This window comes from Actinosynnema sp. NPDC050436 (genome assembly GCF_040655415.1).
Taxonomy (GTDB): domain Bacteria; phylum Actinomycetota; class Actinomycetes; order Mycobacteriales; family Pseudonocardiaceae; genus Actinosynnema.
In genome coordinates, this window is record NZ_JBFAJV010000001.1 from 894110 (window position 1) to 912754 (window position 18645).

The 18645-nt window shown below is 73.4% G+C and carries 18 protein-coding genes; 9 read left to right on the forward strand and 9 right to left on the reverse strand.

From position 1 onward, the window contains the following. The first annotated feature begins 168 nt into the window (after nt 1-168). A complete protein-coding gene (locus AB0I60_RS03785; protein WP_360725659.1) occupies nt 169-594 on the forward strand; it encodes a hypothetical protein in 426 nt (141 codons plus the stop codon). A 117-nt stretch (nt 595-711) separates the two neighbouring features. Beyond that, nucleotides 712-1563 carry a maleylpyruvate isomerase family mycothiol-dependent enzyme gene (locus tag AB0I60_RS03790; RefSeq protein WP_360725660.1) on the forward strand — a complete coding sequence of 284 codons (852 nt, stop codon included), beginning with the start codon at nt 712-714 and terminating at the stop codon, nt 1561-1563. Between the two features lie 9 nt (nt 1564-1572). Here AB0I60_RS03790 and AB0I60_RS03795 read toward each other — a convergent pair whose 3' ends face one another. Both AB0I60_RS03795 and AB0I60_RS03800 read right to left on the reverse strand, forming a co-directional pair. Continuing rightward, nucleotides 1573-2085, reverse strand: coding sequence for a DUF6630 family protein (locus AB0I60_RS03795; protein WP_360725661.1), 513 nt, complete (start codon nt 2083-2085; stop codon nt 1573-1575). 604 nt (nt 2086-2689) lie between these two features. Then, nucleotides 2690-4282, reverse strand: coding sequence for a hypothetical protein (locus AB0I60_RS03800; RefSeq protein WP_360725662.1), 1593 nt, complete (start codon nt 4280-4282; stop codon nt 2690-2692). A 370-nt stretch (nt 4283-4652) separates the two neighbouring features. Here AB0I60_RS03800 and AB0I60_RS03805 point away from each other — a divergent pair, with 370 nt between their 5' ends. From AB0I60_RS03805 to AB0I60_RS03815, 3 genes are all read left to right on the forward strand, one after another. Continuing rightward, entirely contained in the window at nt 4653-4949 is a 297-nt protein-coding gene (locus AB0I60_RS03805) for a metalloregulator ArsR/SmtB family transcription factor (RefSeq protein WP_360725663.1), read from the forward strand. Further along, complete coding sequence (locus tag AB0I60_RS03810) at nt 4946-5335, forward strand: VOC family protein (protein ID WP_360725664.1); 390 nt, start codon at nt 4946-4948, stop codon at nt 5333-5335. Before AB0I60_RS03805 ends, AB0I60_RS03810 begins: the two co-directional genes overlap by 4 nt. Before the next feature lie 190 nt (nt 5336-5525). Next, nucleotides 5526-6578, forward strand: a complete 1053-nt coding sequence (locus tag AB0I60_RS03815; protein WP_360725665.1) for an SGNH/GDSL hydrolase family protein — start codon at nt 5526-5528, stop codon at nt 6576-6578. 64 nt (nt 6579-6642) lie between these two features. Here AB0I60_RS03815 and AB0I60_RS03820 read toward each other — a convergent pair whose 3' ends face one another. Both AB0I60_RS03820 and AB0I60_RS03825 read right to left on the reverse strand, forming a co-directional pair. Beyond that, nucleotides 6643-8196 (reverse strand): MDR family MFS transporter, encoded by a 1554-nt coding sequence (locus tag AB0I60_RS03820; protein WP_360725666.1) that lies wholly within the window; start codon nt 8194-8196, stop codon nt 6643-6645. Beyond that, nucleotides 8193-8657, reverse strand: coding sequence for a MarR family winged helix-turn-helix transcriptional regulator (locus tag AB0I60_RS03825; RefSeq protein WP_360725667.1), 465 nt, complete (start codon nt 8655-8657; stop codon nt 8193-8195). Before AB0I60_RS03825 ends, AB0I60_RS03820 begins: the two co-directional genes overlap by 4 nt. Nucleotides 8658-8755: 98 nt before the next feature. Between AB0I60_RS03825 and AB0I60_RS03830 the strand changes: the two genes are divergently transcribed. Continuing rightward, the gene (locus AB0I60_RS03830) at nt 8756-9307 is read left to right on the forward strand and encodes a TetR family transcriptional regulator (RefSeq protein WP_360725668.1); all 552 of its coding nucleotides are present in this window, start codon (nt 8756-8758) and stop codon (nt 9305-9307) included. Nucleotides 9308-9401: 94 nt separating this feature from the next. Continuing rightward, nucleotides 9402-10676, forward strand: coding sequence for a cytochrome P450 (locus AB0I60_RS03835; RefSeq protein ID WP_360725669.1), 1275 nt, complete (start codon nt 9402-9404; stop codon nt 10674-10676). A 72-nt stretch (nt 10677-10748) separates the two neighbouring features. Here the strand turns inward: AB0I60_RS03835 and AB0I60_RS03840 are convergent, their stop codons facing one another. From AB0I60_RS03840 to AB0I60_RS03850, 3 genes are all read right to left on the reverse strand, one after another. Continuing rightward, a complete protein-coding gene (locus AB0I60_RS03840; protein WP_360725670.1) occupies nt 10749-11369 on the reverse strand; it encodes a TetR family transcriptional regulator in 621 nt (206 codons plus the stop codon). 250 nt (nt 11370-11619) lie between these two features. Next, nucleotides 11620-13179 carry an MDR family MFS transporter gene (locus AB0I60_RS03845; RefSeq protein ID WP_360725671.1) on the reverse strand — a complete coding sequence of 520 codons (1560 nt, stop codon included), beginning with the start codon at nt 13177-13179 and terminating at the stop codon, nt 11620-11622. A gap of 26 nt (nt 13180-13205) precedes the next feature. After that, nucleotides 13206-13766, reverse strand: a complete 561-nt coding sequence (locus AB0I60_RS03850; RefSeq protein ID WP_360725672.1) for a TetR family transcriptional regulator — start codon at nt 13764-13766, stop codon at nt 13206-13208. Between the two features lie 175 nt (nt 13767-13941). On the opposite strand from AB0I60_RS03850, the gene AB0I60_RS03855 reads away from it, so the two are divergent. Next, entirely contained in the window at nt 13942-14745 is an 804-nt protein-coding gene (locus AB0I60_RS03855; protein WP_360725673.1) for a class I SAM-dependent methyltransferase, read from the forward strand. A gap of 8 nt (nt 14746-14753) precedes the next feature. On the opposite strand, the gene AB0I60_RS03860 is transcribed toward AB0I60_RS03855, so the two are convergent. Continuing rightward, entirely contained in the window at nt 14754-15896 is a 1143-nt protein-coding gene (locus AB0I60_RS03860) for a hypothetical protein (RefSeq protein ID WP_360725674.1), read from the reverse strand. A gap of 297 nt (nt 15897-16193) precedes the next feature. After that, nucleotides 16194-17576 carry a carotenoid oxygenase family protein gene (locus AB0I60_RS03865; RefSeq protein ID WP_360725675.1) on the reverse strand — a complete coding sequence of 461 codons (1383 nt, stop codon included), beginning with the start codon at nt 17574-17576 and terminating at the stop codon, nt 16194-16196. Between the two features lie 115 nt (nt 17577-17691). Between AB0I60_RS03865 and pip the strand changes: the two genes are divergently transcribed. After that, entirely contained in the window at nt 17692-18618 is a 927-nt protein-coding gene (gene pip, locus AB0I60_RS03870) for a prolyl aminopeptidase (RefSeq protein ID WP_360725758.1), read from the forward strand. Nucleotides 18619-18645: the final 27 nt, after the last annotated feature.

Here is an 18645-nt window from a genome sequence, read left to right on the forward strand (position 1 = left end):
CCGAGCGCGCCGACCACCGCTCCCCCGGTACCTCGGAGCCCGGCGGGCGATCTCGACACCGCGACCGCGTGACGTGGCTCACGGTCCGGCGATGTCGAGACCGGGCGTCCGCCTCCGAGGTACCGGGCGAGCAGCCGACAGCGGCGCGCACGACACCAGGAGGACGACATGACCGAGAACGCCCAGCCCACCGCAGCGGTGGCGAACCTCGACCGGCTGGTCGGGAGCTGGTCGGTGAGCGGTGGCGCGGAGGGGACCGTGCGGTACGAGTGGATGCCGGGCCGGTTCTTCCTGTTGCAGCACGTCGACCTGGTCCAGTACGGCGAGCCGGTGACCGGCCTGGAGGTGATCGGGAACCTGCGGCCGTTCGGCGAGCCGGTCAGCGCGGACGTGGTCTCGCGCTACTACGACTCGGTCGGCAACACCTTCGACTACGTCTACGAGATCGAGGGCGACACGCTGATGATCTGGGGCGGCGTGCGCGGCGGCCCGGCCTTCTACAAGGGCACGTTCAGCGCCGACGACAAGACCGTCACCGGCGAGTGGACCTACCCCGGCGGCGGCGGGTACGCGTCCACCATGACCCGGATCTGACGCAGCACGCGGAGCAGCGGCGGGCCCGGGGCCGAACCCGGGCCCGCCGCCGGGGCACGTCCGGGCGGTCGCGCTGCTATGTTCCGAAGATCGCCGGACGACGGTCTGGAGGACCCCGTGAGCGACGTGTCCGGACAGGCGGCGGTGGTGCGGGAGGTGCTGCCCGTGGTGGCCGCGAGGTTCGCCGACCTCGTCACCCGCGTGCCACCGGACGCGCCGGCCACCCGGGACTGGACCGTGGCCGACACCGCCGCGCACGTCGCGGCCGTCGCCACCCGCTACCGCCGGACCTTCGGCGGCCCCGCCCGGCCGCCCGCCGCCGGGGTCGACGCGATCACCGTGGACACCATCGCCGAGATGAACAACCGGACGCTGCGCGAGTTCACCGAGCGCGACCCGGCCGTCCTGGCCGCCGCGCTCCGCGCCGACACCGACGCCGTGCTGGAGCTGACCGCCGACGCCGACCACGCGCGGCCGGTGCCGTGGCTGGGCGGCTCCCGGGTGCCGCTCGGCGGGGTGCTCGCCCACCTGCTCAACGAGTTGCTCGTGCACGGCTGGGACGTCGCCCGCGCCACCCGGAGCCCGTGGCCGGTCCCGCCGCGCGAGGCCGCGCCGTTCTTCGACCTGTTCGTCGTCGGCATGATCCGCAACGACGTCGGCCACCTGCTCGACGGCCCGCCGCCCGACGACCGGCGCATCGCCGTCGCCTTCCGGTCCGGCCACACCGCGCCGGTCACCCTGGTCCTGCACCGGGGCCGGGTCGGGGTCGGCGACCCCGGTGCGCCGACCGACGCCCGGGTGACCTTCGACCCGGCCACGCTCAACCTGGTGCTGTTCGGCCGGGTCTCCCGCGCCCGCGCCGCGCTCACCGGCCGGCTCCGCGTCACCGGACGCCGCCCGTGGCGGCTGCCGGCGTTCCTGCGCACCGTCCGGCTGCCCACGAACGCCGCCCCGCTGCCGGCCGGCTGACCCGCGCGGTCAGCCGTCGCCGAGGACCCCGGCGGTGAACCCGGCGGTCGCGGCCAGGCCCACCAGCTCGTCGGCGCGGTCGGCGGGCAGCAGGACCAGCGGGTAGCAGTCCGACTCGATGTCGAGCACGGCGAGCGCGGTGCCGCCGGCGCGCAGCGCGGAACCGGCCGCCACCAGGAAGTCGAAGGTGGGCACGGCGGTGTCGACCCCGTCCACCCGACCCCACGCGGCGTCGGCCGGGCTGGACCGCAGGACGCGGAGCTGGGCCAGCACCTCCTGCGGGTCCTCCTTCCAGTCGACCTCGGCGAGCAGCCCGTGGTCGGCGAGCGCGTCCACCAGCGCGATCCACGCCAGGTTCGGGACCGGCTCGTCGATGCCGCGCTCGTCGAGCCGGTCGGCGTGCGCGGCGAGGAACCCGGCGGGGTCGTCGTGGGCGGCCAGCACGCGCCCGCCGACCTCGGGCACGTCCGGCGCGAGCAGGGCGGCGAGGGCGGTCAGCGCGTCACGGGCGTTCGTCGGCATCGTCAGAACCTCCTGGGGTGACGGGAAATCGGTGATCACCCGACCTTAACCACCCCGCTCGCTCCCGCGCGCCCGCGTCGACTGGGGCGCGGGCTCCCGGCGGACCCGGCCCTCTGCCGCAGGGCCTGCGCGGTGTCGGCCCGAACGACGTCGTGGTCGGGCTCTGCGGGGCTGCCGACCTCGCCCCGGGCCGTGCGCAACCGGCCGAAGCCCAGGTCGGCGCCGGTCAGCGGGAGCCGGCGGTGCGTGCGACCAGGCGGCGTCCCGGCGGTTCCACGCCTCGGAGCGGGCCCGCTCGGGTTTTTCGGTGGTCCGGCCACGGCGTGGCCGGACCACCGGCTCGCCCTGGTCACTGTTCTCAATGGCGGGGGCGGGGGAGAAAAGTCTGCGCGCGCACTGTCGGAGGCGCACCGGCCGACGCATCCCGGCCGACGCATCCCGGAAGGCGTGTCCGGCAGGTGCAGAGCCAGGAAATCCCGTGGAGACCCGGAAACCCTCGTGCGTTCGACGGGCTCATGCTCGCCGATCCGGTCCGCCACCGTCAAAGGAATTTCCGATGTACGGTCCGAAAAGGACAGTTGACGGGCTCGTCGCGCCACGGTGCTCACCACGGTCCGAGCACGGCGGCGATCAGCGTCACCAGCAGCAGCACCGCGATCCCCCGCCACATCCGGTAGCCGTAGCCGGTCAGCGAGCGCATCAGCAGGCTCCACGCGGTGACCGCCGGACCGGCCCAGCCGACCGCGCGGGCCCGTTCCGCGTACCGCAGGCGCTGCTTCTCCACCAGGACGGTGGCCGCGTCCGCGTCCTGCCCGTCCGACCGCAGCACGGCGGCCAGCCGGTCGTAGGCGTCGGGGGTGAACCGCCGGGTCGCCGCGCGGAGCTGCGCCAGCCGGCGGCGCACGGCCGGGCCGTCCTCCAGCCGGGGTTCCAGGCGCAGGTAGTCGAACCCGGCCAGCTCGACGCCGCCGCCCGCGCCCCACAGGAACCGGTTGTCGTTGAGCAGCGCGCACCGCGCGTACCGCAGGTCGACGCGTCCGCGCGGCTCGTCCTCCACGGCCAGCCGCAGCTCCGCGGCGACCAGCCGGCAGGCGTCCAGCGCCACGGCCCGCGCCGCGAGGTGCGCGCCGCGCAGGTCCACCCGGCCGCGCACGGCCGCGCCGGACAGCACGACGGTGCCCTCCGCCGCCACGTCGGCCAGCCGCAGCCCGTCGCCGACGCGGGTGTCCCGCAGGTCGAGCGCGAGGCCGCCGGGGTCGTGCAGGGACGCGCCGGACAGGTCGACCCGGCCGCCGACGTCCATCCCGGACAGCCGCAGGCCGCCGTCGCTGCGGGTGCGGGCCAGGTCGACGTCGCCGGCGACGTGCGCGCGGGCCCCGGACAGGCCGCGCAGCTCGGCGTGCGGGGCGCGCAGGTCGCCGCCGATCCGGGCGTCCACCAGCCGCACCCCGGTGTGCACCAGGGCGAAGGCCAGGTGCACGTCCCCGGCGACCCGCGCGCGGTCCAGCGTCAGCGGCTCCTCCTCCACCTGCACCGCGCCCAGCACCAGCGACCCGCCGACCACCGCGCCGACCAGCGACAGCGACCGCAGCCGCGCCTCGGTCAGGTCGACGTCGCCGGTCAGCCGGGCCCGGTCGGCGACCAGGTCGGCCAGTCGCGCCTGGCGCAGCGCGACCGCGCCGGCGACCCGCGCGTCGGAGAGCACCACGGCGCCGGTCGCGGTGACGCCGATGCGCACGGCGTCCTCGCCCAGGACGCCGCCGCCGACCCGCATCCCGCGCCCGTCGAACGCGAGGCCGTCCGCGCCGTCGAGCACCGCGCCGGCCAGCACCAGGTCGCCGCCGACGGTCAGCCGGTGCGCGCGCACGGCGGCGATCCCGCTGTCCCGCAACGAGATCTCGCCGCCCACGGTCGCGTCGCCCAGTTCCACCGGGCCGTGCACGGACGTGCCGGACAGCACCAGGTCGCCCCGGCAGCGCAGGCGGCGGGCGTCCAGGCCGGGCAGCTCGCAGTCGTCGAACTCCAGGCGGCGCACGGCGGCCTCGCTCAGCACCGGGGGCGCGGCGAACCGGCAACGGGTGAACCGCAGCGCGCGCAGCGGTGTGTCGTGCAGTTCGAGCACCCCGGTGACGTGGGCGTCGAAGACGTCGACGTCACCGTCCCCCAGGTCCTCGGCCGGGATGTCCCCGGTCGTCATCGGATCCCCCTTCGCCCGGTGCCGGCGGCACCGGGGTGTGGGCGATGCTAACGGTGCATAGTCGCCTTTCCGTCCGCCCCGATGCGGAACCACCCGGCTGCCGGACGGGTGCCCCACCAGCGATCCCCCGCCGTGGCGGGTGCGCGGGCGGCCCGATCCGGACCCGATGCTGGGATCGGTTTGCCGTAGTGCGGGTGACTCCTCCCGGCCCACGCCGACCGGCCCACGCGCGTTCCGGTACCGACCGGGCCGCCCCGGAGCCGTGGCACGGCACCGCGAGCCACCCCGCGCCGCAGGAGGGCTTGCACGATCGGGTCGGAACCGCCCGCCCGACTTGACAGGCAAGTCTGCACTTGCCTATAACGGGGGTGTGGACGCAGACCCCGACCTGTTCAAGGCCATCGGCGACGCGACGCGGCGCACCATCCTGGACGAGCTGACCGAAAGGGACGGTCAGACGCTGTTCGAGATCTGCGGCAGGCTGACGATGAAGCACGGGCTGGCGTCCTCGCGCCAGGCCATCTCGCAGCACCTCGCGGTGCTCGAACAGGCAGGACTGGTGCGCACCCGGCGACAGGGCCGGTACAAGTTCCACCACCTCGACACGAGCCCCCTGCGCTCGATCCTGGACCGGTGGCCCATCGACCGAGAGGACTCGAACCCGTGATCCGCATCAACGTCACCAGCGTGCTGGTGGACGACCAGGCCAAGGCCCTCGCCTTCTACACCGGGAAGCTGGGGTTCACCAAGAAGACCGACGTGCCCGCCGGCGAGGCCCGCTGGCTCACCGTCGTCTCCCCGGCCGACCCGGACGGCGTCGAACTGCTGCTGGAGCCCGACGGCCACCCGGCGGCCGGCCCGTTCAAGAAGGCCCTCGTGTCCGACGGCATCCCCTACACCCAGTTCGCCGTCGAGGACGTCTACGCCGAGGTCGAGCGGCTCAAGGCGCTGGGCGTGGAGTTCACCCAGGAGGCGACCGACCTGGGACCGGTGGTGGTGGCCGTCCTCGACGACACCTGCGGCAACCTGATCCAGCTCGCCACCATGAAGTAGCGGTGTGGGCGCCGGGTGGGGTCGCCACCCACCCGGTGCCCGCGCGTGCCGTTCACCCGGAGGTGGGGCACCGGCGGTTCCGGCGGGCGCGGGCGACGCGGTGCTGGTGCGGTCGGGGGTGCCGGGGACGTCGTGGACCCGGCGGTCCCGCCCCGGCGGGACCGTGGCACCGCGCTCGGGAGCTGAGAACATGCGTGACCTGGCCCGCCGGTTGGTCGCCGTCCTGTCCGTCGTCTGCGCCGCCGCGCCGGCGGTCCTGTCCGCGCCGACCGCCTCGGCCGCCTCCAGGGCCGACGCCGTCCGGTGGGCGGCGCTGGGCGACTCCTACACCGCCGGGGTGTTCGTCGGCGAGCCGTCGCCCGCGTTGGGCCTCGCCGACCGGGACGGGTGCGACCGCACCACCGACGCCTACCCCGGGCTGGTCGACCGGGAGCTGGCCGAGTTCCCGCCGGGCAGGGCGGTGGAACTGACCGACGTGAGCTGCGGCGGTGCGGAGATCCGCCACGTCGCCCGCGACGCGCAGCAGCCGGGCAGCCCGGTCGACCCGCCCGCGCGGGCCGGGTGGCCGGAGGTGGACCCGCAGGTGAAGCGGGCCGGGCTCGACGAGGAGACCGACGTGGTCACCATCGGCGTGGGCGGCAACGACCTGCCCTTCGGCGGCCTGCTCGCCACCTGCGTCCAGCGCGGGGCGGCGGGACAGTCCTGCAAGGACTTCTACGAGAACCCGGCGGACGGCGGGGAGAGCATCGAGGACGAGCTCTCCCGCATCCAGGACGACTACATCGGGATGCTGGTCGAGGTGCACAGCGCCGCGCCGAACGCGAAGGTGATCACGGTCGGCTACCCCGCCGTGCTGCCCGACGACGCCGACGACTGCGCCACCGGAGACCTGACGGAGTTGGCGACCATCACGCCCGACGACGTGGACTGGCTGCGCGGCGTGCTCGAACGGCTCAACGGGACCGTGCGGCAGGTCTCGGGCTTCTTCGGCGACCGGTACGTCGACGTGCACTCCTCCAGCACCGGCCACGACGCCTGCCGACCGGCCGACGAGAAGTGGGTCGAGGGGATCTGCGGCGACGCCGGGGAGTTCTGGCCGGCCGAGCTGACGCTGCCCGGCGGGCTGTCCGCGCCGTGCCCAGAGGGCACCCGCGCCACCATCGTCCACCCCAACGCCCGGGGCCACGCCAACACCGCCGCGCACGTCGAACGCGCGATCCGCATCGCCCTGCTCGAATCCTGACCCGACCGCGCCGGACGCGCCGCCGGGCCCGACCGCGTCACGGTCGGGCCCGGCGGCGCGGTGCTCAGACCTTCGCCTCGACCTTCGGCTCCGCCAGGTCCAGGCTGGAGCGCAGGGTCACCGGCTTGAGCAGCAGGGCCGCGACCACGCCGACCACGCCGATGCACGCCGAGATCAGGAAGATGTGCCCGGTCGAGTCGCCGTACGCGGCGCGCACGACGTGCTGCACGCCCTCCGGCAGCGCGGTGAGGTTCAGGCTGCCGCCGCCCCCGCCGGTCGCCGGGACGCCGGCGGCGGCCAGGCCGGTGGCGATGCGGTCCTGGACGTCGCGGGCCAGCACCGCGCCGAGCACCGAGACGCCGATCGTGCCACCCAGCGAGCGGAAGAACGCCACGGTGGCGCTGGCCGAGCCGATGTCGCGCAGCGGCACGGTGTTCTGCACCGCCAGCACCAGGTTCTGCATGCTCATGCCGACCCCGACGCCGACCAGCAGCATCGCCCCGCCGACGAGCACCAGCGACGTCTCGTGGTCGATCGTGCCCAGCGCCGCGAAGCCCGCCACCAGCGTGATCGCGCCCGCCACGATGTAGGGCTTGACCCTCCCGGTGCGGGTGATCAGCCGGCCGCTGATGATCGACGCGCCCAGCACGCCCGCCATCATCGGGATGGTCAGCAGCCCGGCCTCGGTCGGCGTGTAGCCGCGCCCGATCTGGAAGTACTGGCCGAGGAAGACCGCGCCGCCGAACATCGCCATGCCGACCGCGACGCTCGCCAGGATCGCCAGCGCCGTCGTGCGCCGCTTCACGATCTCCAGCGGCACCACGGGTTCCGCAGCCCGCGACTCCACGAACACGGCGAGCGCGAGCAGCAGCAGCGAGCCGCCGACCATGGCACCGCTCTGCCACGACACCCAGGCGAACGAGCCGTCCACGAACGAGATCCAGATCAGCAGCACCGACACGCCCGCCGCGATCAGCGTCGCGCCCAGGTAGTCGATCTTCACGCCGGGCCGGCGCGTGGACGGCACCTTCAGCGTCGCCTGGAGCACGAACAGCGCGAGCAGCGCGACCGGGACGCCGATGAAGAAGCACCAGCGCCAACCCAGCCACGAGGTGTCCACGATCAGGCCGCCCAGCAGCGGCCCGCCGACCGTGGCGACCGCCATGACCGCGCCCAGGTAGCCGTTGTACCGGCCGCGCTCGCGGGGCGGGATCATCGCCGCGATCACGACCTGCACCAGGGCCTGGAGGCCGCCGACGCCGATGCCCTGGAACGCGCGGGCGGCGATGAGCTGCTCGGCGTTCTGGGCGAAGCCGCTGATGACCGAGCCGGCCGCGAAGATCACGATGGCGACCTGGACCATGGTCTTCTTGTCGAACAGGTCCGCCAGCTTGCCCCAGATGGGCGTGGTGGCCGTGGCAGTGAGCAGGGTCGCGGTGACGACCCACGTGTACTGGGTCTGCGACCCGTCGAGCGCACCGATGATCTGCGGCAGCGCGGTGGACACGACCGTGCTGCTGAGCATGGCCACGAACAGCACCAGCAGCAGCCCGCTGAGCGCTTCGAGGATCTGCCGGTGGCTCATCGGTGCGGTGCCTGCGGCAGGCGTGGCACTCATCGAGCTGCCTCCAAGGTGGAGCCCAGGGCCCCTTCGACGTCGGTGGTGAGGCGGCCGAGGGCCGAGGTCAGCGCCTCGACCTCGCCCGGCGACCAGTCCGCGAGCGCCCGGGTCATCAGGTCGTCGTACCAGCTCCGCGCCTCGGCGAGGACGGCGTGGCCGGCGTCGGTGACGACCAGCACGCTGGCCCTCCCGTCGGCCGGGTCGGCACGCCGCTCGACGAGGCCGTCCGCGACGAGCGCGGCCACCGCCCGGCTGACCGTGGACGGGTCGAGGCCGGTGCGCGCCGCCAGCTCCTTGGCGTGGCACCCGCTCGACCGGTGGATCAGGGTCAGCGTGGACACCAGGCCGGTCGGCACCGGCGGGTACCGGTCGGTGCGCTGGTGGCGCACCATCCGGACGAGCTTCATCAGCTCGCGCAGCCGCTCTACGAGTTCGCCGTGGTGCGGGCTGGTGTCCACGCTGACCCCTTCCCCGAATGCTTGCTTACTACAAGCATCTATCAAACTTGCCCGATGCGCAAGTTTGCCCACTGGGCAAACCTGTAACCTGGATCTCGATGGACCCCGGACTGCGCGAGCGCAAGAAGTCGGCCACCCGCCAGGCCCTGCACGAGGCCGCGGTGCGGCTGGCGCTGGAGCACGGCCCCGACCGGGTCACCGTCGAGGCCATCGCGGACGCCGCCGCCGTCTCCCGCCGCACGTTCTCCAACTACTTCGCGGGCAAGGAGGAGGCGATCTTCCACGGCGACCTGCTGCGCCTGCGCCGCCTGCTCGCCCTGCTCCGCGCGCGCCCGGCCGACGAGCCGCCGCGCGCCGCGCTCGCCGAGGCCGCCCGGCTGCTGCTGGCCGAGAGCGACCGGCCGGACCCGACGTGGGTGGCGCAGCGCCGCCTGCTGCGCGGGCACCCGAGCCTGGTCGCCCACCAGGTGGCCGCGTACGCGGCGGTGGAACGCGAGCTGGCCGCCGAGGTCGGCGCGCGCGGCCTGGACGAGCTGCGGGCCAGGGTGCTCGCCGCGACGTTCCTGGCAACGTTGCGCGCGGCCACCCAGCACTGGCTGGAGCACCCCGAGCGCGGGCTCGCCGAGTGGGTCACCGAAGCCCTGTCGTAAAAAAGCTGCACGACGTGCACATTTTGGTACCGTGAGTCACCACCACCCTGAGCAGCGGCCCGGTCACGCACCGGGTCGGGAACAGGACTCGCGGATGACCAGTCCCACCGCCTCCCCGGAGCGCCCGCCCAGCCAGGACCGACTGGCCCTGCGGCTGCCGCACCAGTACACCGAGCGCGCCCCCGGCCGGCCGTTCGACCCGGCCGCGCGCCAGAGCGAGCTGGGCCGGCAGGGGCCGGTGCACGAGGTGGCCCTCGGTGACGGCGACCGGGCGTGGCTGGTCACCGGCCACGAGCAGGCCCGCGCCCTGCTCGCCGACCCGAGGCTGAGCTCCGACCGGTTCCGCAGCACCCGGCTGGCCGCGAAGATCCCGCCGGAGCTGCGCGAGCGGATGCTCGCCCCGGCCAACCGCGCGGGCAACTTCCTCACCATGGACCCGCCCGACCACACCCGCTACCGCAAGCTGCTCACCGGGCAGTTCACCGTGCGGCGGATGAAGCAGCTCGCCCCGCGCGTGCACGAGATCGTGACCGGCCACCTCGACGCCATGATCGCCTCCGGGCAGTCCGCCGACCTCGTGCCGGCGTTCGCGCTGCCCGTGCCGTCCCTGGTGATCTGCGAGCTGCTCGGCGTGCGCTACGAGGACCGCGCCGAGTTCCAGCAGCGCACGTCCACGCTGCTGCGGCTCGACGCCCACGTGGACGAGATCGTCCGCGCGGCCGACGATCAGCGCGCGTTCATGCAGGCCCTGGTCGCGCGCAAGCGCACCGAACTGGCCGACGACCTGCTGTCCGGCCTGATCGAGACCGCGCCCGACCTGACCGACGACGAACTGGTCAACATCGCCAACCTGCTGCTCATCGCGGGCCACGAGACGACCGCCAACATGCTCGCGCTCGGCACGTTCGCGCTGCTGGAGCACCCGGAGGAGCTGGCCAGGCTGCGCGACGACCCGTCGCTCGCCGACGGCGCGGTCGAGGAGCTGCTGCGGTACCTGTCGATCGTGCACCTCGGCCCGATCCGGCTCACCCTCGACGACGTGGAGGTCGCCGGCACCACCATCCCGGCCGACTCCACGGTGATCCTGTCGGTGCCCGTGATCAACCGCGACCCGCGCACCTACCAGCGCCCGGACGAGCTGGACGTGGCCCGGCCCCGGGTGTCGCACCTGGCGTTCGGGCACGGCATCCACCAGTGCCTGGGCCAGCAGCTCGCCCGGGTGGAGATGACGGTGGCGTTCACCGAGCTGCTCCGCCGGCTGCACGGCCTGCGCCTGGACCTGCCCCCGGCCGAGGTGCCGCTGCGCAGCGACATGCTGGTGTACGGCGTGCACAGCCTGCCCGTGGCCTGGGACGACACCTCGGCCTAGCCGCACCTCCGGCACCGCGCAGCCGGGCACCGCGCGGCGTGAGCCCGTCGTGGTGCCGTCGGCCCGTGCGGTTCAGCGCGGGAGCGCGGTGCCGGTGCGGCGCGTGGGCGCGAAGCCGGTGTCCAGCCGGTCGACCATGGTCCCGATCAGGTCGGCCGGCGGGCGGCGGTCGCCGGTGTCCAGCCACCAGGTGACCACGACGCGGAGCGTGGCCATGACCGTCGCCGCGAACATCGCCGGGTACAGGTCGGCGGCCGGGTCCGCGCCGACCTTGGCCGCGACGGCGGCGGCCAGCGCCTCCTCCTGCGCGTGGAAGGCCGACATCAGGTGCGGCAGCAGCGACGGCGTGCGCCGCAGCACCTGCATCTGCTCCAGCTTCACCCGGTCGAAGCGCGCCGGCACGATCTCGACCAGGGCCTGCCGCAGCGCCTCCAGCACCGGTTCGGCGCTCGGGCGGCGGGCGAACGCCTGGACGAACGCCTCGGCCGTCGCCACGTCGCCCGCGACGACCGCCTCCTCCTTGGACGAGAAGTAGTTGAAGAACGTCCGCAGCGACACCCCGGCGTCGCGCGCGACCTGCTCGACCGTCACGCCGTCGACACCGCGTTCCGCGCACAGGCGCAGCGCGGAGTCGGCCAGGGCGACGCGGGTCGCCAGCTTCTTGCGCTCCCGCAGTCCGACAGGTCGAGTCACAGGGGACAATTTAAACAACACCGCGCCCGCGAGCGCGCCGTCCGTCCGGGCCCGGTTGCCCGCGCCCACGCCGCGCCAAGCCCGTGACCAGCGGCGGAACCCGGTCGGCCGGCAGGCCGCCGACACCCGTCCGGGGCGCTCCTGCCGGGCCCGTCCCGACCACCAGGTGGGACGCGACGAGGCCGCCGGTCGCCCGGCGGCCTCGTGGAGGTGGTGGGAACGCCGGGCGCCCCCGGCTCCCGGGTGGGGCTCAGTGGCCGGCAGCCGACTCGGCGGCCAGCCGCTCGTCGCCGCTGAGCGTCTTGAGCGGCTTCTCCTTGATGAACAGCACCGCGACCAGCGCCAGCACCGCGATCGGCGCACCGATCAGGAACAGCTCGGCGGTGGCGTCCGCGTAGATGCCCTTCACCACCGCCTGCACCTGCGCGGGCAGCTCGGACAGGTTGGGCACCGACCCCGACTCGCCGGCCGGCATCGGCCCGAACGCCTCGGTGGACTTCTCGGTCACCCGGTTGGCCAGCACCGCGCCCAGCACGCTGACGCCGATCGCGCCGCCGAGGGAGCGGAAGAACGTCAGGGACGACGTCGTCGCGCCCAGGTCCTTGGCCGGCACGTCGTTCTGCGCCACCAGCACCAGGTTCTGCATCAGCATCCCGACGCCGACGCCCAGCACCGCCATGTGCACCGAGACCACGAACACGCTGGTCTCCGCGCTGATCGTAGCCAGCAGGCCCATGCCCGCGACCATCACGGCGCCGCCGGCGACCAGGAACACCTTCCAGCGCCCCCACTTGGTGATCAGCTGACCGGCCACGGTGGAGCTCACCAGCAGGCCGAAGATCAGCGGCAGGCTCATCAGGCCCGCCTGGGTCGGCGTCTTGCCCAGGCCGATCTGGAAGTACTGGGACAGGAAGACCGTGCCGCCGAACATCGCCACGCCGACCAGCGCGCTGGCCAGGGTGGTGAGCGCGACGGTCCGGTTGGCGAAGATCGACAGCGGCACGATCGGGTCCGCCGCCCGCGACTCCACGAACACCGCCAGCGCCAGCAGCACCAGGCCGCCGACCACCATCACCGCGCTCCAGCCGGACACCCACTCGAACTGGTTGCCCGCCAGGGTCGTCCACACCAGCAGGGTCGACACGCCGGACACGATCAGCGCCGCGCCCAGGTAGTCGATCTTGACCTCCTTGCGCACCACCGGCAGCTTCAGCGTGCGCTGCAGCAGCGCGATGGCGGCCAGCGTGAACGGCACGCCGATGAAGAAGCACCAGCGCCAGCCCAGCCACGAGGTGTCGACGATGACGCCGCCGATCAGCGGGCCGGCCACCGTGCCGACGCCGAACACCGCGCCGAACAGGCCGGCGTACTTGCCCATGTCGCGCGGCGGGATCATGGCCGCCATCACGATGGTCGCCAGCGCGGTCATGCCGCCCGCCCCCAGGCCCTGCACGATCCGGCTGGCGATGAGCACCTCGACGTTCGGCGAGAAGCCCGCGATCAGCGAGCCGACCACGAACATGCCCAGCGAGAGCTGGATGAGCAGCTTGCGGCTGTAGAGGTCGGCGAGCTTGCCCCACAGCGGGACGGTCGCGGTCATCGCCAGCAGCTCGGTGGTGACCACCCAGGTGTAGACGGACTGCGACCCGTTCAGGTCCGCGATGATGCGCGGCAGCGCGTTGGAGACGATCGTGGACGCCAGGATGGCCATGAACATGCCCAGCATGAGGCCGGACATGGCCTGCACGACGTCTTTGTGCGTGGTCTCCGCGATCGGCGAGGTTTTCTCGCCGCTGGTCTCGACGGACATCGTTCCCCCCTTCGACTTGCTCTCGGTCATGGTCCCCCGGGCGCGGCCAGACCCGCGAACAGCAGGTCCAGGGCTTCACCCAGGAGGGTCAGCATGGGACGCCCGTCGTCCGGGTCGATCCAGCGGGCGAACGCGACGCGGCACGCCGCGCCCGCGGCGGCGACCAGCAGCATCGGGTACAGGTCGGTCGAGGACTGGCCGGACCGCTCCGCGACGGCGGACGCCAGGTTCCGCTCCGCTTCCTCGCCGCTCGCGAAGACCTTGGCGAGCAACACGGGATGCTGCTGCACGACGCGCATCCGGAGCAACCACATTTCGCCCTCGTCGGCGAGCCCCTCGGCGATCTCGTCGACCAGCGCGGCCCGCAGCGCCGCGCCCGGCCCCAGCTCGGCGGGCTGCTCCAGCACCCGCCGGCGCATCCGCGCCCCGGCCTCGGGGTCGGGTGCGACGATCGCGTCTTCCTTGCCCGCGAAGTAGTTGAAGAAAGTGCGCGGGGAGACGCCGGCGGCGGCGCTGATGTCCTCGACGGTGACGTTGTCGTAGCCGCGTTCGTGGGCGAGCGTGACGGCCGCGCGGCTCAGGGCCACCCGGGTCTGTCGTTTCTTTCGGTCACGAAGACCGGGCTCGCCGTTCACTCGATCAGCGTACGAGCAAAGGTGCAGTGGCTGCAAGTTTGCAGTGGGTGCACGTTTGTGATCCACCTCTCCACCCCTGGGGAAAACCACGTGCACGTCCGACGACCGGATCACTACCGTCGGGCCGGTGACCGACGAGGACTGGCTGCGGATCAACCGTGAGAACTGGGACGACCGGGTTGCCGTGCACGCGGGCAGCGAGTTCTACGACCTGCCCGGCTTCCGCGCCGGCCGGTCCACGCTGCGGCCGTTCGAACCGGACGAGGTCGGCGACGTGGCCGGCAAGAGCCTGCTGCACCTCCAGTGCCACCTGGGGCAGGACACGCTGTCCTGGGCCAGGCTGGGCGCGCGGGTGACCGGGCTGGACTTCTCCCCCGCCGCCGTGGACACCGCCCGCGCCCTGGCCGCCGAAACCGGTCTCGACACCGCCAGGTTCGTCCTCTCCGACGTGTACGACGCGCGCGAGGCGCTGGGCGACGAGCTGTTCGACGTCGTCTACACGGGGTTCGGCGCGCTGGTGTGGCTTCCGGACGTCGCCCGGTGGGCACGGGTCGTCGCGTCGCTGCTGGCCGACGGCGGCTTCCTGTACCTGGCGGAGTTCCACCCGCTCTCGTACGTGCCGGGCGAGGACGGCCGGTCGCTGGCCCACGACTACTTCCAGCCCGACGCCGAGACGTGGGACGACCCGCACACCTACACCGACGGCCCGGCGTTGACCAGGACGAGGTCCGTGCAGTGGCAGCACACCCTCGGTGCCATCGTGACGGCGCTCGCCCGCGCGGGCCTGCGCCTGGAGTTCCTGCACGAGCGCGAGCAGACCCTGTTCCAGGCCAACGAAGCCCTGGTCCGGGTCGGACCGGACGACTACCGCTTCCCGGCCGGCCACCCGCGCCTGCCGATGACCTTCTCCCTGCGGGCGACCAAGTCCTGACCGCGCGGTCAGGGCAGGCGCACGGTCCAGCGGTACGCGTACGCGGGCGGCCAGTGGTCGGGGTCGTTGTTGCCGACCACCACGCCGGCGTTGTTCAGGCCCACCGGTTCGGCCGAGACGTCCGCCGGCGTCCGGAGTTCGGTGAGCGTCCCGGTCCGCCAGTAGAACACCTTGTGCTTGCCGTCCGTGGTGTGCCAGCCGACGACGTCGCCCCGGTCGTTCACGGCCACCGCCTCGCCCTCCCCGGTGGTGCCGAGGTCCACCGGCTGCCCGCCGCGCCAGAGCGCCGCCTTGCGCACGCCGTCGACCACCCGCCACCCCACGACGTCCCCGCTCTCGTTGATCGCACGCGGGTTGTCCGCGACGCGCGCGTCGTCACCGGGCAGCGCGGTCACCCGGTCGCCGGCCCAGACCAGCGCTCGGGAGGGGCCGGGGTGGTCCGCGTGCCACGTGCCGGCCAGCACGTCGGATTCGTTGAGCGCCAGGACCTCGTGGTGACCGGTCGAGGACAGGCCGGGCAGCCGGGTGCAGCGGGTGGCCGAGCAGCGGAACGCGTAGTTCGCGCTGCCGTCGAGCAGGGTCAGCGAACCCGCCGTCGTGCCCCGGTTGTTGACGACCCGGTGGTCCACTCCCCTGGCCTTGGGCAGTGGCAGGTCGGCGTACTTCCCGCCGCGCCACGCGCCGGCTCGGGTCCTGGCGCCGTAGGGTGCCTCGACGTCGTCGAAGTGGCGGTAGCCCACCGGGATCACGCCGGAGTCGTTGATGTCGCGCGAGGAGATCTGGTGCGTCGTGCGGCGGTACGGCGTCCGGTCGACCTCCGCGCCGTTCTCCCAAGCGCTGAGCGAGTAGATCAGCGCACCGGCCGATTTGAGCGCCATGGCGTTCAGCACGTCGCCACGGGCGTTGACGCCGATCGGGCGGGCGCTGCCGACGATCGCCGGAACGGTGCCGCGAGCGTCCCAGCGGACGGAGCGGGGGCTGCGGTCCGGGGAGTTGAGGCGACCCGCCACCTGGCCCGACTCGTTGACCGCCTCCGCGATCGCGGAGGCGTAACCGAACCTGTGCAGCTCCTCGAACTCGACCGACGCCTCGGCAACCGGGGGGACGAGGACCAGAGCCAGGACAGCGGTCGGGACGGCCAGTAGGCGCATGGTTTTCCCGTCAGGTCGGCGTGGTGACACGTGGGCCTGCGAGAAAAGCGTAGCGGCGGAGTTCCGACCCGTGGTCCCACCGCGTGGTTCAACGCCGGCGACCCGTTCGGCGTCGGGGCGCGCCGACCACCGGCCGGGTCGCCCCCAGTCCACAATGGACTGATTTCGTCGCGTTCCGGTGACCGGGTTTCCCGGGCCGCAGGGAATTCAGCAGCACAGACCGACCGCTGTGCACCACAGGCTCGGGGGGTGGCGCGGCGGTGCCGACTCCGGGCCTGTCTCAACCGGGGTGGCGCGCTACCGCGCGGCGAACTGGCCGTGGAAGCCGAACGGGATCGCGTGCGGCACCTCGGCGCGGGCCAGCTCGGTGAACGTCGTCGCGTCCAGCACGAGCAGGCACGAGCGGCCGGCTGCGGCGTCCAGGACCACCGAGAGGACCACGCCGTCGTCCTCGGCGCGGGCGTCCGGCGCGGCGACGAACACCGGCTCGCCGGGGTAGCGGCCGGGTTCGTGCCAGGTCGTCGTCCGGCCGCTGCGGACGTCGAGCTTGACCAACTGGTTGAGGAAGTCGTGCCGGGCGTTGCCGTGCGCGCCGACGCCGTACGCGCACCGGTACTCGCGGCCGTTGTGCGCGCGGTAGGAGATCCGGGGCAGTTCCATCGCCTCGTCCGCCAGCCGCCGGGCGCGCACCGCGCCCCCGACCAGGTCGACGGTGTAGCGGGTGGGGAACGCCAGCGGCAGCTCCGCGCCACCGCGCACCCGGTCCAGGTACAGCGCGTCGACCACGGACGCGTCCGGGTAGGAGCAGATGTCCACGACCACGCGGCCGTCCTCGTCGTAGGCGTTGACGTGGTGGAACGCGAAGCACGCGGCGGTGCGGCCGTCCGCGACGACCGAGCCGTCCTCCTGGGACAGCACCACGAACCGGGTGCCCAGCTCCGGCCGCCACCGGTAGTTCTCGATGAACGGCTTGCCGCGCAGCAGGAACGACATCGGGTTGACCACGAACGGGAAGACGACCAGCACCACGTGCCGCTCGGTGATCGCGAAGCTGTGCAGGTAGCCGGGCCGGTCGGCGGGCACGGCGGCGAGCAGTTCGCGGGTGTCCCCGCGTTGCCGGTAGACCTGGTAGAGGCTGCGCCTGCCGAACTTGAGCACGTAGTTGACCAGGTCCCCGGTGCGCGGCGCGACGTGCGGGTGCGCGGTGGTGACCTGGCCCGCGATGGTGTCGTCGGACGGGGTCAGACCGACCGTGGCGAGGGTGTCCGGGTCGAACCGGACGGCGATGGGCGTCTCGGTGAGCGCCTGGTCGCGGTCGTCGCCGAGCAGCACGTTGACGTTGGCGTTGGCACTGGTCGCGGACCGCGCGAACAGCCGGGCGAAGATCGACCGGCAGGGGTCGGTGGCGAACTCGCCGAACGCGATCCTCCCCCGGTCCCGCACCGACCTGAGGCTGGGCGTCTCCAGGAACCGGTTGCGGTAGGCGACCCGGCCGCCGCCGAACGCGAACCGGTGCAGCATGGCCTGCCCGTCGAACCAGTGCCGGAAGGAGCGGTCGCCGCTCTCGAACTTGGCCGGGCCGTTGCGCACCAGCGTGCCCGACAACCACGGCGGCAGCTCTCCCCGCACCGCCAGCTCCGCGACCACCTCGCGGTCCAGACTCGTGAACCCTGCGCGCACGTCCACTCCCCCTCACCGATAACAACGTTACGAAACAACGTTATCGACCGTGCGTCAAGGGCGCCCGGCGAACCGCTAATCTATAAGTACTGTTACATCTTTGAAGGGGGCACGGATGTACCCGGAGATCGAGCCGTACGAGCACGGCTTCCTCGACGTCGGCGACGGTCACCAGGTGTACTGGGAGGTCTGCGGCAACCCGGGCGGGAAGCCCGCCGTGGTGCTGCACGGCGGACCGGGGTCGGGGTGCAACGCCAACCAGCGCCGCTACTTCGACCCGGCGGCGTACCGGGTGGTGCTGTTCGACCAGCGCGGGTGCGGGCGCAGCACACCGCACGCGGGCGCACCGGTCGCCGACCTCTCCACCAACACCACCGACCACCTGATCGCCGACCTGGAGCTGCTGCGCACCGCGCTCGGCATCGACCGGTGGCTGCTGTTCGCCGCGTCCTGGGGGTCGGTGCTGGCCCTGGCGTACGCCGTGCGGCACCCCGAGCGGGTGTCGGCGATGGTGCACGCCGGGGTGGCCACCGGCCAGTGGGCCGAGACCGAGCTGCTGGTGCGCGGGCTCGGGCCGATGTTCCCCGAGGCGCACGAGCGATTCCGGCAGGCGGTCGGCGACCCGGCGGGCAGCCTGACCGCCGCCTACCTGGAGCGGCTGACCGACCCCGACCCGGCGGTGCACCGGCCGGCGGCGGACGCGTGGTGCGCGTGGGAGGACGCCCTGGTCCCGCTGTCACCGGACAACTCGCGCTTCGACCCGCCGGAGTTCCGGCTGGCATTCGCCCGGCTGGTCACCCACTACTGGGCGCACGGGTCGTTCCTGCCGGACGATTTCGTCTACGACAACAGCTCGCGCCTGGCCGGCATCCCCGGCGTCATCGTGCAGGGCGAGCTGGACCTCGGGAACCTGATCGGCACGCCGTGGCTGCTCACCCGCGCGTGGCCGGACGCCGAGCTCGTCCTCATCCGCGACACCGCGCACGGCGGCAGCGCGGCCATGTCCGAGGCCCGGCTCGCCGCCACCGACCGGTTCCGGTGACCCGGCGGCCGGCGGTGCGGTTCCCCG